At 68.4% G+C, this 13,316-nt stretch carries 15 protein-coding genes and 1 tRNA gene; 8 read left to right on the forward strand and 8 right to left on the reverse strand.

Annotated features, from left to right (window positions below):
* Positions 1 to 44: 44 nt before the first annotated feature.
* Positions 45 to 1,007, reverse strand: a complete 963-nt coding sequence (locus ACZ50J_RS17975) for a proline iminopeptidase-family hydrolase (RefSeq protein ID WP_464298525.1) — start codon at positions 1,005 to 1,007, stop codon at positions 45 to 47.
* A gap of 51 nt (positions 1,008 to 1,058) precedes the next feature.
* Between ACZ50J_RS17975 and ACZ50J_RS17980 the strand changes: the two genes are divergently transcribed.
* The 3 genes from ACZ50J_RS17980 to ACZ50J_RS17990 all read left to right on the forward strand — a co-directional run bounded on the left by ACZ50J_RS17980 (position 1,059) and on the right by ACZ50J_RS17990 (position 3,479).
* On the forward strand, positions 1,059 to 1,478 hold the full coding sequence (locus tag ACZ50J_RS17980) for an SRPBCC family protein (RefSeq protein WP_464298526.1): 420 nt from the start codon (positions 1,059 to 1,061) through the stop codon (positions 1,476 to 1,478).
* Positions 1,479 to 1,481: 3 nt separating this feature from the next.
* Positions 1,482 to 2,036: a TetR/AcrR family transcriptional regulator gene (locus tag ACZ50J_RS17985; protein ID WP_464298527.1), complete on the forward strand. Its 555-nt coding sequence runs from the start codon at positions 1,482 to 1,484 to the stop codon at positions 2,034 to 2,036.
* 93 nt (positions 2,037 to 2,129) lie between these two features.
* Positions 2,130 to 3,479 carry an MFS transporter gene (locus tag ACZ50J_RS17990; RefSeq protein WP_464298528.1) on the forward strand — a complete coding sequence of 450 codons (1,350 nt, stop codon included), beginning with the start codon at positions 2,130 to 2,132 and terminating at the stop codon, positions 3,477 to 3,479.
* A 187-nt stretch (positions 3,480 to 3,666) separates the two neighbouring features.
* Here the strand turns inward: ACZ50J_RS17990 and ACZ50J_RS17995 are convergent.
* The 7 genes from ACZ50J_RS17995 to galU form a co-directional block, all read right to left on the reverse strand.
* A tRNA-Ala gene (locus ACZ50J_RS17995) sits at positions 3,667 to 3,742 on the reverse strand.
* A gap of 94 nt (positions 3,743 to 3,836) precedes the next feature.
* A complete protein-coding gene (locus ACZ50J_RS18000; protein ID WP_464298529.1) occupies positions 3,837 to 4,925 on the reverse strand; it encodes a hypothetical protein in 1,089 nt (362 codons plus the stop codon).
* A gap of 128 nt (positions 4,926 to 5,053) precedes the next feature.
* Complete coding sequence (locus tag ACZ50J_RS18005; RefSeq protein WP_464298530.1) at positions 5,054 to 5,695, reverse strand: GNAT family N-acetyltransferase; 642 nt, start codon at positions 5,693 to 5,695, stop codon at positions 5,054 to 5,056.
* Positions 5,661 to 6,167, reverse strand: a complete 507-nt coding sequence (locus ACZ50J_RS18010; RefSeq protein ID WP_464298531.1) for a MogA/MoaB family molybdenum cofactor biosynthesis protein — start codon at positions 6,165 to 6,167, stop codon at positions 5,661 to 5,663. Before ACZ50J_RS18010 ends, ACZ50J_RS18005 begins: the two co-directional genes overlap by 35 nt.
* Positions 6,164 to 6,643: a cyclic pyranopterin monophosphate synthase MoaC gene (gene moaC / locus ACZ50J_RS18015; RefSeq protein ID WP_464298532.1), complete on the reverse strand. Its 480-nt coding sequence runs from the start codon at positions 6,641 to 6,643 to the stop codon at positions 6,164 to 6,166. Before moaC ends, ACZ50J_RS18010 begins: the two co-directional genes overlap by 4 nt.
* 81 nt (positions 6,644 to 6,724) lie before the next feature.
* Positions 6,725 to 7,939, reverse strand: a complete 1,215-nt coding sequence (locus ACZ50J_RS18020; protein ID WP_464298533.1) for a molybdopterin molybdotransferase MoeA — start codon at positions 7,937 to 7,939, stop codon at positions 6,725 to 6,727.
* Positions 7,940 to 8,003: 64 nt separating this feature from the next.
* A complete protein-coding gene (gene galU / locus ACZ50J_RS18025; protein WP_464298534.1) occupies positions 8,004 to 8,975 on the reverse strand; it encodes a UTP--glucose-1-phosphate uridylyltransferase GalU in 972 nt (323 codons plus the stop codon).
* A gap of 61 nt (positions 8,976 to 9,036) precedes the next feature.
* Here galU and ACZ50J_RS18030 point away from each other — a divergent pair, with 61 nt between their 5' ends.
* From ACZ50J_RS18030 to ACZ50J_RS18050, 5 genes are all read left to right on the forward strand, one after another.
* On the forward strand, positions 9,037 to 9,606 hold the full coding sequence (locus ACZ50J_RS18030) for a 5-formyltetrahydrofolate cyclo-ligase (RefSeq protein ID WP_464298535.1): 570 nt from the start codon (positions 9,037 to 9,039) through the stop codon (positions 9,604 to 9,606).
* 43 nt (positions 9,607 to 9,649) lie between these two features.
* Positions 9,650 to 11,185 (forward strand): potassium/proton antiporter, encoded by a 1,536-nt coding sequence (locus ACZ50J_RS18035; RefSeq protein WP_464298536.1) that lies wholly within the window; start codon positions 9,650 to 9,652, stop codon positions 11,183 to 11,185.
* A 48-nt stretch (positions 11,186 to 11,233) separates the two neighbouring features.
* Entirely contained in the window at positions 11,234 to 11,563 is a 330-nt protein-coding gene (locus ACZ50J_RS18040) for an FmdB family zinc ribbon protein (protein ID WP_464298537.1), read from the forward strand.
* 99 nt (positions 11,564 to 11,662) lie between these two features.
* Positions 11,663 to 12,511, forward strand: coding sequence for an S-methyl-5'-thioadenosine phosphorylase (locus ACZ50J_RS18045; RefSeq protein WP_464298538.1), 849 nt, complete (start codon positions 11,663 to 11,665; stop codon positions 12,509 to 12,511).
* Positions 12,511 to 13,191 carry an SAF domain-containing protein gene (locus tag ACZ50J_RS18050; RefSeq protein WP_464298539.1) on the forward strand — a complete coding sequence of 227 codons (681 nt, stop codon included), beginning with the start codon at positions 12,511 to 12,513 and terminating at the stop codon, positions 13,189 to 13,191. Before ACZ50J_RS18045 ends, ACZ50J_RS18050 begins: the two co-directional genes overlap by 1 nt.
* Positions 13,192 to 13,316 lie beyond the last annotated feature (125 nt).

The following is a 13,316-nucleotide window of genomic DNA, read 5'->3' on the forward strand; positions in this document are numbered from 1 at the left end:
ACCGTGACGTGACGTCACAGTCAACCCCGACGCTGCACCCGGCCTCAGAGACCGGTGAGAAAATCGACCAGCCCGGCGAAGTAGACCTCCTGGTCGTCATACATCGCCATGTGGCTGCCGTCCGGACAGTGCAGGTGCCGGCCGGCCGGCAGCTGCTCGGCCATCATCGCCATGAAGCCCGGATCCATCGTGTCGTGCTGCGCCCCGATCACCAATGTCGGCACGGTGATGGAGCCGAGGCTGTCGGTCCGGTCCCATTGTGCGAGCGTCGCGTCGCTCGAGATACCGAGTTCGCTCGGGCCTTGCATCTTGCGGTAGATCACCGGATTGATGTGGTCCATCCCGCGCTGTGCCGGGTCGGGCCACTCTCCAGCCGGCATCCGCAACACATGGTGGACGTAATGCTGCTCCAGCAACAGGTCCTCGTAGAGCGGGTTGTCGACGTCACCGTCCGCCTCGAGTTGCTTGATCCGTGCCAGCTTCGCCGCGTCCATCTGCGGCATGAGCGTCCGCTCGGCATACGCGTTGTATGCCGGGATGCTGGACATCATGTTGGAGATGACCAGCCCCTTGAGATGCTGCTGGTGCCGCAGCGCGTACTCCATTGCCAGGATGCCGCCCCACGAATGCCCGAGCAGCACGAAGTTGCTCGCGTCCAGGTCCAGCGCGGTGCGGACCTGCTCCACCTCGTCGACGAATCGGTCCAGATCCCAGAGGGATTCGTCATCAGGCTGATCGCTGCGCGTCGATCCGAGCTGGTCGTAGTAGTAATACTCGACACCAGCCGCCGGCAGGAAACTGTCACAGCACTCGAAGTATTCGTGCGTGCACCCCGGGCCACCGTGCAGCAACAACAGCTTGAGATCCGGGTTGTTCCCCACCCGCTTGGTCCAGACGTGGAACTGCCCGGACGGCGTCGCGATCGGGATCAGCCGAGCGCCGCCGCTGAGCACGTCCCGACGTCCGCGGTAGTCCAAGTAGGCAGGGTCATCGGCCGAACTCGTCATGACCGCATCGTCGCATCGGATCCGCCGTTCCGGCCATGTATCATTTGATACATGTTGCAGATCCACGAATCCTCCACCGCGAGCGCGGACCGCTTGTGGCAGTACCTCGGCGACGTCGAGCGCTGGGGTGACCACCTGCCGACATTCGACTCCGTGCGGCACGTGGGTGGACCGTCGCCCACTGCCGTCGGCACGCGCTTCGAGGTGCGTCAGCCGGGTCTGGCGAAGGCGGTCTATGAGATCACCCGCTGGGAGCCCGGTGTCGGATTCACCTGGGTCGGCCGGGTGCCCGGCGTCTCGACGACCGGCATACACGATCTCGAGCCGGACGGCGCGAACACGGTCATCCGCCTCGGCATGGAGTGGTCCGGACCCCTGGCGTGGGCGATCCGTGCGCTGATGTCCGGCAAGGCCCGGCGGATGATCCAGTCCGAGGGCGAAACCCTCGCCCGCCTCGCCGAGCAGGACTGAGGCGTGGCCGGACCCCGAGAGGACTTGCTGGCCAAGGCGATCGGCTACTTCGCCGAGCACGGCGTGCGGGACACCAGCCTGCGCACCCTGGCCGCCGCCATCGGCACCAGCCAGCGGATGCTGCACTACCACTTCGGATCCCGGGAGGACCTGCTCGTCGCTGTCATCGAGTCGGTCATCGAAGCCGACGCGGCCATGCTGACCGAGCTGTTCGCGAACGAGCCGGACCCCTTCGAAGCGGGCCGGGAGAACTGGCGGATCACCGCCGAGCACGCCCAGACGTTCGGTGCGCTCTACTTCGAGCTGTCCTCGCACGCGATGTACGGCAAGCCGTATGCCGAGCAGCTCGGACACGCCTTCGTGACCCGCACCCAGGACGCGTTCGAGTCGGCATACGCCACCCTCACGGATGCCGCCTCCGCGCGGCGGCTGGCCCGGCTCACGCTCGCGGTCGGCCAGGGGCTGCTGTTCGACATGTTGGTGGACGGCGACCGCGCCGCATCCGACGCCGCCATCGAGGAGTTCATTGCGATGATGCGGGCGCGCCTCGGCCGGTGACTGTTCGAGCCTCGCGGCAGCGGGCCGACGGGGGGCGAGGATGATGGATGGTGCTCGCCCTCCTGCGTTCATTCACCACGACTCGGAAGCACCGTGCCACCCACAACATCACAGTCGACCATCCGCGCAGAGCACCCCGGCGCACCCTCGAAACCCGGTCCATCCCATCCTCGTCGCGAGGGGCTGTTCGCCTCCCTGAGCAACCGCAATTTCCGCTGGTTCGTTCTCGGCCAGGCCATGTCGACCTCCGGGCTGTGGACCCAGCGCGTCGCCCAGGACTGGTTGGTACTGACCCTCACCCACAATGCGTTCGTCGTCGGTATCGCGACGGCGATGCAGTTCGTGCCGACCTTGGTCTTCGGCATGGCCGCGGGCCTGGTCGCCGATCGTTTCGACAAGCGACACGTCCTGATGTGCACGGTGTCCACGTTGGGACTGTCCGCCGTGGTGTTGGGCGTCCTGTGCGTGACGGGCACGGTCCGGTTGTGGCACGTGCTGGTCATCGCGTTCGTCACCGGCGCTGCAGCCTGTTTCGACAATCCGACGCGTTCGGCGTTCATCCACGAGATCGTCGGCCCGGAGAAGCTGCGCAACGCAGTCAGCTTGAACTCGGCGATCTTCCAAATCGGTGCGCTGGCAGGCCCGGCCGTGTCGAGCGGGCTGATCTCGGCGGTGGGCACCGGGTGGGCGTTCGTGGCCACCGGTGGTTGGTACGTCATGGTGTTCGGCGCGTTCCTCGCGATCCGATCCGCCGAGCTGCGCACCGCGCCGCGACTGCCACGGGCCAAGGGGCAGCAACGGATCGCGCTCGCCGAGATCATGCGCCGTCCCGTCCTGCTCTGGCCGATCGTCCTCGCGGGCATCTGCGCGTTTTTCACCACCAACTTCGCCGTCACCCTGACGGCATTCGCGAAGGACCTCCACCTCGATGCCGGCGGCTACGGCTTCTTGACGATCGCGCTTGCTGCCGGCTCGCTGATCGGCGCCCTGGTCTCCGCGGCGTGGCCCGGGTCCCGCATGCGGCACATCGCCGCTCTGGCGGCGGGGCTCGCCGCCGCGCAGCTGCTGGCCGCCTTCATGCCGAACATGGTGGCGGTGGGTGCGGCGTTCGTGCTGATCGGTGCCGTCGGCATGCCGTTCCTCATCGCCACGAACACGTCCATCCAGCTTGCCTCGACCGATGCGATGCGCGGTCGTGTACTGGGCGTCTACATGCTCGTCACGCTCGGCGCGGCAGCGATCGGTGGCCCGATCGTCGGCCTGCTCGATCAGACCGGTGGTGCGCCGCTCGGGCTGGTGGCGGGGGCGGTCGTGATCGGCACCTCCGCGGCGCTGATCGGCCGTCAGTTGGCTCGACTGGCCGGGATCGACGTGCGTGACGGTCTGCGGCGGCGTGGCGTGAACCCGAGGTCCGGATCCAGCCGAATCACCGGCTCTCAGTGAGGGCGTCCCCTGTGCCGTCGTGAAAATGCAGCGGGCCCCGTCAACATCGTGACGGGGCCCGCTGCATTTCTGGTGGAGCATAGGGGAGCCGTCGTCCTCGCTCCGCTGCGGCTCCTCCCGAATCCACTGTGTCGTACTGAAATGCAGCAGGCCCCGTCGAAAACCGTGACGGGGCCTGCTGCATTTCTGGTGGAGCATAGGGGATTCGAACCCCTGACCTTCTCATTGCGAACGAGACGCGCTACCAACTGCGCCAATGCCCCATGAGCGAGAGCAACATTAACACCGCAGCTCCCGATCGGCTAAATCGGGCCGACCCTTCACCAGAGGGTCCGGCACCCGGTCGGTCCGGCCGGCTCAGCCCGCGCGGAACACCGAGGGCAGGTCGTCCAGATCCTGGTCCAGAGCGAGTCCGTCGAAGGGCAGATCCTCATTGGCGATGTCGTCGTAGGACCGGGAGTTCGAGGTCGCGGCGGGCTCCTGCTGCGGACGCTCGGGCGCCCGCTCCTTCATCGTGTATGTCGGACGCGGCACGGCGACCGGCTGCCACTCGTCCGGCCCGTCCTGCTCGACGGATTCCGGCGCGACGGATTCCGGCGCGACGGATTCCGGCGCGACGGGCGCCTGGGCGACCGGCACGTGGGGCAGCTCGACCGGCTGCTGCGCAACCGGCGCGTCCGTGGCGCGCACGTCGAAGACCTGCTCGGCGGCGGCGACCGGAGCCTGCGGCGCGACCGGCTCGGGCATCGTCGCCTTCGCCAGCGGCACCTCGGCCGCTGCGGCCGGCTTGCGCTGGGGAAGTTGCACGCCGCCGCCCTTGCGCGCGGCCGGGGACGGGCGCGGTGTGGTGTTCGCACGGGAGCGGCGCTTACCGGCCGCGGCCATCGCCGACGCGCGGCACCACCAGAAGACGCCGCCGGAAACGGCGAGCATGAGAACCGGCGACCACCACGGCAGGGCGCCGAAGGGCGCACACACCACCGTGATGATGAGCAGCGACAGGCTGCCGACGAGAGCGATCGCGCGCAGCTTCGGGGAACCTGCGTGGGCGGCGAAGTTGCCGAAGCGCTGCACGGCTTCGGCCGACGAACTGCCCGCTGCCGCGAGCTTCTCGGACGCCGACACGGGTGTCTCGTCGGTGGACTGGGGCGTGGGGGGCTGTGGGGTCTCTCCGGTCATGACGGTCCCTGCTCGCAGTGACGGCCGCGGTTCGCTCGCGCTGACCCGCGGTGCCGATGTTCGGCTGGCGTGCGGTGCATCGGATGTTTGTTCGGCGACGCCTTCGACCCGGTGCTCACGTCGTTCGAGCACCCGCATCGCGTCGCTGAACTGGTCGACGGAGCGCGCTGTGGCCAGCGCTTCGCGCCGCCGGATCCAGTGCTGCAGGAGATAGGCAGCCCAAATGACGACGATGGCCAGGAAGATCAGGCTGCTCGGCTGCTGCACGAGACAAGACGTTAGGGGCAAATCCGTTGCAATCCGTGGAGGTACACGGTGTGTCGCCGCTTGCACAGCAAGTCGTTCCGTGTATTGGGACCGGCGCTCGGCTCAGTTCGGTTGCGACACAGGTGAATTCACACGCGTCGACGCAAGCGGGCGACCATCGACTCGGTGGGCAGTTCCTCGCTGGTCACCGCGAACGTGAGGTGGTCGTGCCAGGAGCCGTTGATGTGCAGGTAGCGCTTGCGCATGCCCTCCTCGCGCAGCCCGAGCTTCTCGACCACTCGCAGGCTCGGCTCGTTGTCCGGCCGGATGTTGACCTCCACGCGGTGCAGCCCGGCCTCGCCGAACGCGTGATCTATCAACATTGCCAACGCGAACGGTGTGATCGACCGGCCGGCATACCGCTCGCCGATCCAGTAGCCGGCAGCGGCGGACAATAACGCGCCCCGCGAGATGCCGAAGAGGTGCATCTGTCCGGCCAGTGCACCGTCGACCTCGACCGCGAAGGGCAGCAGGCGGCCTTCGTGGGCCTCACGATCCTGGAAACGGATCAACTGTCCGTAGTTCATCGACACGGCACCGGCACCCGGTGCCGTCGAATCCCACGGCCGGGTCCAGTCCGCGTTGGCGCTGCGCAGCGCGAGGAACTCACGCTTGTCCGCGTGCACCCGCAGTGGCCGGAGCAGTATCCGGGAGCCGCGCCACTCCCCCGCGACAGCGGTCGGCCACCAGCGCGACCTAATGATCGCCTCCGTCGAGCTGTGAAACTGCATGCGGCAGCACGGGTTCCAACACCACGAGCGCATCTCGGACACCACCGGTCGAACCCGGCAGGTTGACGATCAACGTGCTTCCAGCGACCCCGGCCAGACCGCGGGACAGCGCCGCAGTCGGTATGCCGGCAGCCACGCCCTGGGCGCGCAATGCCTCGGCGATGCCGGGCACCTCGAAGTCCAGCAGCGGCCCCGTCTCCTGCGGGGTCCGGTCCGTCGGGTTGAGCCCGGTCCCGCCCGTCGTCAGGATGACGCGTGCTCCCGCACCGAGGGCCTCCCGCAGGGCTGCTCCCACCGGAGGACCATCCGGGACGACCTGCCGGGTGACGCTGAAACCCCAATCCTGCAGTGCCTTTTCGAGAATCGGGCCGGAACGGTCGTCATACGTCCCGGCAGCTGCACGGTTCGACGCGGTGATCACCCAGGCGGCCGCCATTCGGGGTCCCCGCGAAGTGTCGGAGGTGCTACTCATTGCTCGTCCTCCCGCCAGTCCCCGGAGCGGCCACCGGATTTCGCGGTCACGCGCACGTCGGTGATGCGACCGTGCTTGTCGACGGCCTTGATCATGTCGATCAGTGCGAGTGCGGCGACGGTGACGCAGGTGAGAGCTTCCATCTCGATACCGGTGCGGTCGGCGGTGCGGACCTCGGCGCTGATGTCGACGCCGTCGTCCTGCACGGACAGATCGACCGAGACCGCGTGAACGGCGACCGGGTGCGCGAGCGGCACGAGGTCGGGCGTGCGCTTGGCAGCCTGGATGCCGGCGATACGGGCGACCGCAAGCGCGTCGCCCTTGGGCACCCTCCCCGAACGCAACGCGTCGATCGCCGCGGACGACAACAGAACTCGGCCGCGCGCCTGCGCGACGCGAGCGGTCACCGCCTTGGCGCTGACGTCGACCATGTGCGCCGTGCCGTCAGGGCGGATGTGCGTCAGTTTCTCAGCCATCTGAGATCACCGTTCTGAGGACTCGGGGTCCCCGCGAAGTATCGGGGGAGCGAAGCGGAGGAGAACTTCGTGGGGTGAGCTTCATGCCATGCCCTCCAGCGGTATGACGCGCAGCGTCTCGCCGACCGCGACCTCCGTGGTCTCGGCCGGGACGATGGCGAGCGCCTGCGATCCGGCGAGTCCGCCGAGCACGTGCGAACCCTGGCCGCCGATCGGGCGGACGACGCGACCATCGTCATCGAAGACGACCCTGGCGAACTGCTGCCGCCCCGGCGGGGAGGTCCAGTGCTCGGCGACCTTCGCCTCGACCGTCAGGAGCTGCGGGTCGCGTCCGGCCAGCACCCGTGCGGCCGGCGCGACGAAGACCAGGAACGACACCAATGAGCTGACCGGGTTGCCGGGGAGTGCGAAAACCGTTGTGCCGTCCAGGTTCCCGAACCCTTGAGGCTTGCCGGGCTGCATCGCGATCTTGACGAACTCGAAGCCGCCGCTGCCTTCGAAGGCCAGCTTCAACGGCTCGAAGGCGCCGGCACTCACACCTCCACTGGTGACGATCACGTCGGCGCTGCCGGCGAGCTCGGTCAATGCGGTGCGCACTGCCTCCCCGGTGTCACCGACCCGGCGCACCTCGGTGACCTCGAAGCCACACTCGGTCGCCAGCGCGGCGAGCATCGGTCCGTTGGAGTCGACGACCTGACCGTGGCCGGGCTGCTGCCCCGGTTCGACCAGCTCGTCGCCGGTGCTGACGATCGCGATGCGGGGTCGCGGAATGACCGAGATCTCTTGCACCCCAGCGGAAAGCAGCGCCGGAACGTGCCGTGGCAGCAGCAAGGTGCCCGCCGGCAACACCTCGTCGCCCGGCTGCAGATCCTCCCCCTGACGTCGTATGGCGCACCCGGCCTCGACGGCCTCGCCGACGGCGACGGTCTCCGTCCCACCGTCGGTCAGCTCGACCTGCACCACCGCGTCCGCACCCTCCGGCAGGGGCGCACCGGTCATGATCCGCCAGCACTTTCCGGCCGGCAACTGCAGCGAGCGCGTGTCACCGGCCGGTATGTCGCCGACCACGGGAAGCGACACCGGAGTTTCGGCGGTGGCTCCCTGCACGTCCGTGGCCCGCACGGCATACCCGTCCATCGCCGAGTTGGTGAACCCCGGGAGTGCGACACGGCTGCGCAGTGCCGCCGCCGTCACCAGGCCGAGCAGGCCCACCGCATCGGTCGCAGGGACGGAGCGCGGCGGCAACCGGCGCGCCGCCGCGATCACACGCTGCTGGTATTCGTCGAAGGTGAGCACCCTTCGAACTCTACTGATCATCAGCGCGCGCGGGTCTCCGCCCGATCGCGAACCGGGGCGCGACTCAGTGCCCGAGATGCTCGCCGTCGTCGGGTTCGCCGTTGCGTCCGTTGCGTCCGCGGCCCTCGTCCGAGTCGACCCAGGACGTCAGCCAGGAGCGGAAGTCGGACCCGAAGTCGCGGTGCCGCGCCCCGAGCCGGACCATCGCCTTGAGGTAGTCGAGCCGATCACCGGTGTCGTACCGCCGGCCGCCGAAGATCACTCCGGTGACGCCACCGCCGGGCCGGTCCTGGTCCTTGGCCATCTCCAGCAGTGCGTCGGTCAGCTGGATCTCGCCGCCGCGTCCGGGGCCGGTGTGCTCGAGCACGTCGAAGATCTCCGGCGCCAGGACGTAACGACCGATGATCGCCAGGTTGCTGGGTGCCTCGCCGATGGCCGGCTTCTCGACCAGCGAATCCACTCGCACGACCTGGTCGGCGGCGCCCTGCAACTCCGAGACGGCCGCACAACCGTAGAGGTGGATCTGATCCTCCGGGACCTCCATGAGTGCCACGACCGAGCCGCCATACTGCTCCTGCGCCTCAATCATGGTGTCCAGCAACGGATCCCGTTCGTCGATCAGATCGTCACCGAGCAGCACGGCGAACGGGCTGTCGCCCACGTGGGTCCGCGCACAGAGCACTGCGTGGCCGAGTCCGCGAGGCTCGCCCTGCCGGATGAAGTGCACGTTGCCGAGGTTCGCCGACTTCTGCACACGCTGCAGTCGCAGCTTGTCGCCCTTGCGTTCGAGCGCCTGCTCGAGCTCCCAGTGCCGGTCGAAGTGGTCCTCCAGGGCGGCCTTGTTGCGCCCGGTCACCATGAGGATGTCGTGGATGCCTGCACGTTCGGCCTCTTCCACGACATACTGAATCGCCGGCTTGTCCACGACGGGCAGCATTTCCTTGGGAATCGCCTTGGTGGACGGCAGGAATCGCGTGCCCAGACCTGCCGCCGGAATCACCGCTTTGCGTACTTGAGACGTCCCCTCCGCTGTCATGCGGCACAGGCTACGACACGGTTTCCGTCGATCCCCCCTCATTGCCGTCAGAATCAACCGTATGTTTCATGAACTCCCGGCGAACAAAAAAACCGCGCGTCGACTGATCCGCGACGCACGGCGAGCACGTCGCGCGTCGGCCGGCGACGCGCAATGGCGGGAGTATGGCGAAGCCCTCGGCCTCGGCCTCGCCCAGTGGCTGAACCACCGCCCGGTGCCGCAACGAGCCGCCGTCTACGAAGCCCTGCCGACCGAACCCCCGACCCACGGCATCCGAGCGGCGTTGGTCTCGCTCGGTGTTCGGCTCATCGTGCCGACCTTGTTGGTGGACAACGACCTGTCGTGGCACGACCCGGACTCGGGTGCGGACCTCGGCATCGACGCGATCGCCGCGGCCGACCTGATCCTGGTGCCGGGCCTCGCCGTGGGCCGCACCGACGGCATACGTCTCGGTCAGGGCGGCGGCAGCTACGACCGCGCGCTGGGCCGCAAGCAGCCCGGAACACCAGTCCTGGCAGTACTTTTCGACGACGAACTGGTCGAGAACGTCCCGTCCGAGCCACATGACTGCCGGGTCGACGCCGTGCTGACCCCGTCAGGTGGCGTTGCAGAACTCCCTTGCACCGTTTGAAATACTGTCGTCCCGGAACCGACACGCCGCGAAGGAGACCCGAGTGGCCGCCTCCGCAGCCAACCACTTCACGACACACGATCTCGCGTTCGTCCTGTTCATCTCGGCGCTCGTGCTGCTCGTGTCGGTCGCTGCGGTGCGCTTCGCCAATCGCTCGGGTATGCCGACGCTCGTCCTGTATCTCGGCATCGGGCTCGTCATGGGCGAGGCCGGGCTCGGCATACATTTCGAAAACCCTGAGCTGACACAGGTGCTCGGCTACTCCGCGCTGGCATTGATCCTTGCCGAGGGTGGTATCTCCACCCGGTGGTCGAGCATCAGATCCTCGATCGCACCGGCTGCCCTGCTCGCCACCGTCGGCGTCGTCGTCTCGGTCGTCGTCATGGCCGCCTTCGTCGTGCTGTTGCTCGGCAAGTCGTGGACCATCGCGCTGCTGCTCGGCGCGATCGTCACCTCGACCGACGCCGCCGCGGTGTTCTCGGTGCTCAAGCGGGTCGGACTGCCGCGCCGGATCACCGGCGTCCTGGAAGCGGAGTCGGGTTTCAACGACGCCCCGGTGGTGCTGCTGGTCGTCGCACTCGCCGACGCGGCCACACCCGGCCGCAGCGCACACGCCTGGTGGATCGTCGCCCTCGAAGCGGTCGGCGAGTTGGTCGGCGGCGCCCTCATCGGCCTGGCGCTCGGCTGGATCTTCGCGAAATTGAGCCGGGCGACCGCACCAGGTTCGTCCGGTCTGTTCTCGATCGGGATCCTGTCGGTCGCCGTGCTCGCCTACGCCACCGCCAGTCTGGTGCACACCAGCGGATTCATCGCCGTCTACCTGGCGGCACTCGTCCTGGGCAACAGCAACCTGCCGCACCACCGGGCCGTGCACGGTTTCGCACAGGCCGTCGGGTGGCTCGCGCAGATCGGGCTGTTCGTGCTGCTCGGGTTGCTGGCGTCGCCGAGCCGGCTGGGCGGCCAGGTCCTGCCCGCCATACTCGTCGGCCTGGTGCTGCTGCTGATCGCGCGGCCGCTGTCCGTGTTCGCCAGCCTCAGCTGGTTCCGGTTTCGCTGGCAGGAGCAGCTGTTCCTGTCGTGGGCCGGGCTGCGTGGCGCCGTCCCGGTCGTGCTCGCGACCGTGCCGCTCACCGTGGGGACGCCCGACACCGACTGGATCTTCGACCTGGTCTTCGTCCTCGTCCTGATCTTCACCCTGGTGCAGGCGCTGCCGATGCCGTGGATCGCCCGCCGGCTCGGCGTCACCGAGTCGGCGCAGGTGCTCGACCTGGACGTCGAGGCCACGCCGCTGGAGGAGTTGCGGGCCGATGTGCTGCAACTGCACGTGGGTGAGACCTCCCGGCTGAACGGTGTCGAGATCCAGGAGCTGCGGCTGCCCACCGGTGCGAATGTCACCCTGATCGTCCGCGGCGAGCAGGGCTTCGTGCCCGGCCAACGCACCGTCATCCGGCGCGGCGACCAGCTGCTGCTGGTGACCACGGCCAAATCCCGCGACCAGGCGATCCGCCGGGTCCGTTCGGTCTCCCGCGACGGCCGTATGGCGGGCTGGGCGACACCGCTGCGCTCGGAGCAGGAGTGACGGGCGACTGAATTCGGGGCAGCCCGGCTCACGCCGTACACTGTGCGCGTGCCGACCTATGCCTATGTATGCAAGGACTGCGCGCACGCCTTCGATGTGCAGCAGTCCTTCTCCGATGACGCGCTGACCACCTGCCCCGAGTGCGGCGGCAACCTCCGCAAGCAGTTCGGCGCCGTCGGCGTGGTGTTCAAGGGGTCCGGCTTCTACAAGACCGACTCGCGCGACTCGAGCAAGAAGTCCACGACGTCCTCGTCGTCGACCTCATCGACGACCTCGTCCACCAGCACGGACTCCTCGAGCACGAAGGACACCTCGGCCACCACGACGTCGAGCACCCCCTCGAGCACGAGCGCGTCGTCCGACGGCTCGGCCGCCTAGACCACCCCACTCGTCCACACCCCCGCGTCCCAGGCAGGGTCGTCCACCGATCGACCGCCGAGAGGCACCAGGGTCACTGCTGCTGACTAATCTCGCAGCATGACTTCAGACGATCATTCGTATGACGGTCCGCGGGCGGACATCGGCGTCATCGGCGGCTCCGGTTTCTACTCCTTCTTCGACTCCCCCGAGCGGATCCACGTCGAGACTCCGTTCGGCGAGCCGAGCGACGACATCGTCATGGGCGACGTCGACGGGCGCCGTGTGGCCTTCCTCGCCCGCCACGGGCAAGGACACCGGTTCCCGCCACATCTGGTCAACTACCGTGCCAACCTCTGGGCGCTGCGGTCCGTCGGCGTGCGCCAGGTCATCGCACCGTGCGCCGTCGGTTCACTGCGCGCCGAGCACACGCCGGGCACGCTGCTGGTGCCCGATCAGGTCGTCGACCGCACGAGCGGCCGCGCCGGCACGGTCTACGACGAGGTCGGCCCGGTCGTGCACGTGTCGTTCGCCGATCCCTATTGCCCGCAGGTGCGGTCGGCTCTGCTGGCGTCCACCCGCAGTCGCTTCGATCGAACGGTCGACGGCGGCACGCTGGTCGTGATCGGCGGGCCGCGCTTCTCGTCCCGGGCCGAGTCGCAGTGGCATCAGGCCGCCGGCTGGTCGGTCGTCGGCATGACCGGTATGCCGGAGGCGTCCATCGCCCGCGAGCTGGCGATGTGCTTCGGTACCGCCTGTCTGATCACGGACAACGACGCCGGCGTCGAGGGCGGCGAGTCGGTGACCCACGAGGAGGTCATGCGGGTCTTCGCCGACAACATCGAGCATTTGAAGGTCGCGCTGCGCGAGACGATCTCGCGACTTCCCGCGCCCGAGCCGGACGACACGGCCACCTGTCAGTGCCGGCGCGTGCTCGATGGCATGGATCTGCCCATCACCCTGCCGTGATGAGGAGTCCACAGGGGTTGCTGCCCGCGAGCTGGCAGGGCCCGAGCCGCGAAGCGCGCTGGCGTCGGTCGCGGGGGCGTCGGGTGCTTGCCGGTCTGCTCAGCGGCTGCGCGGTGCTGGCGGTCGTCGGAGCGGTGCGGCCGGCCGATCCGCCGACGTATGCCGTGACCGTCGCGGCGCATGACCTGACCGCCGGCCAGCGGCTGGACACCTCCGACGTCCGGGAGAACCGGTGGGCGGCAGGTGACCGCGTGCCGGGGCTGCTCAGCTCGTCGGCCGCCGCCGGGAAGGTGCTCACCGCACCGATCCGAGCCGGCGAGCCGGTGACCGCTGCGCGCGTGCGCTCCGCCCGGTCGTGGCCCTCCCTGCCGCAGGACCGGGTCGTCATCGACGTGAGCAGCAGCGACCGCGCACTGGTGCGCGTGCTGCAGCCGGGTGACCGGGTCGACCTGATCGACACGGGGAAGGCACGGACCGTGGCCAGTGCCGTGTCGGTGGTGTCCGTGCCCGACGCGTCGACGCTCGACACCGAAGACCACCTGACGGTGACGTCGACGGATGCCGCATCGGTGCTGGTTGCTGTCACCCCGACGCAGGCTGCCGCGATCGGATCCGCTGCGAGCGCACGGTCCGGAGGGCTGGGCGGCGGCATACAACTGGCGTTGCGAGCGGGCACCTGACCAAGCGGGCGACAACGGCGACGACTAGCACAACTGTGACCAATGTGACCGGTGTTTCAGATTTCCCGGGTCGGAAATCTCCGATACAGTTCCCGCGACCTACGACCTCTCATCGCAAGGATGTA

The organism is Flexivirga sp. G2 (assembly GCF_055397625.1).

Excerpts from the sequence above, each read along its gene's own strand:
- ACZ50J_RS18050 (WP_464298539.1), top strand. The coding sequence starts at position 12,511 with ATGAGGAGTCCACAGGGGTTGCTGCCCGCGAGCTGGCAGGGCCCGAGC.
- ACZ50J_RS18045 (WP_464298538.1), top strand. The coding sequence starts at position 11,663 with ATGACTTCAGACGATCATTCGTATGACGGTCCGCGGGCGGACATCGGC.
- ACZ50J_RS18005 (WP_464298530.1), bottom strand. The coding sequence starts at position 5,695 with ATGCAGTTTCACAGCTCGACGGAGGCGATCATTAGGTCGCGCTGGTGG.
- ACZ50J_RS17980 (WP_464298526.1), top strand. The coding sequence starts at position 1,059 with ATGTTGCAGATCCACGAATCCTCCACCGCGAGCGCGGACCGCTTGTGG.
- galU (WP_464298534.1), bottom strand. The coding sequence starts at position 8,975 with ATGACAGCGGAGGGGACGTCTCAAGTACGCAAAGCGGTGATTCCGGCG.
- ACZ50J_RS18010 (WP_464298531.1), bottom strand. The coding sequence starts at position 6,167 with ATGAGTAGCACCTCCGACACTTCGCGGGGACCCCGAATGGCGGCCGCC.
- ACZ50J_RS18030 (WP_464298535.1), top strand. The coding sequence starts at position 9,037 with ATGTTTCATGAACTCCCGGCGAACAAAAAAACCGCGCGTCGACTGATC.
- ACZ50J_RS17975 (WP_464298525.1), bottom strand. The coding sequence starts at position 1,007 with ATGACGAGTTCGGCCGATGACCCTGCCTACTTGGACTACCGCGGACGT.
- moaC (WP_464298532.1), bottom strand. The coding sequence starts at position 6,643 with ATGGCTGAGAAACTGACGCACATCCGCCCTGACGGCACGGCGCACATG.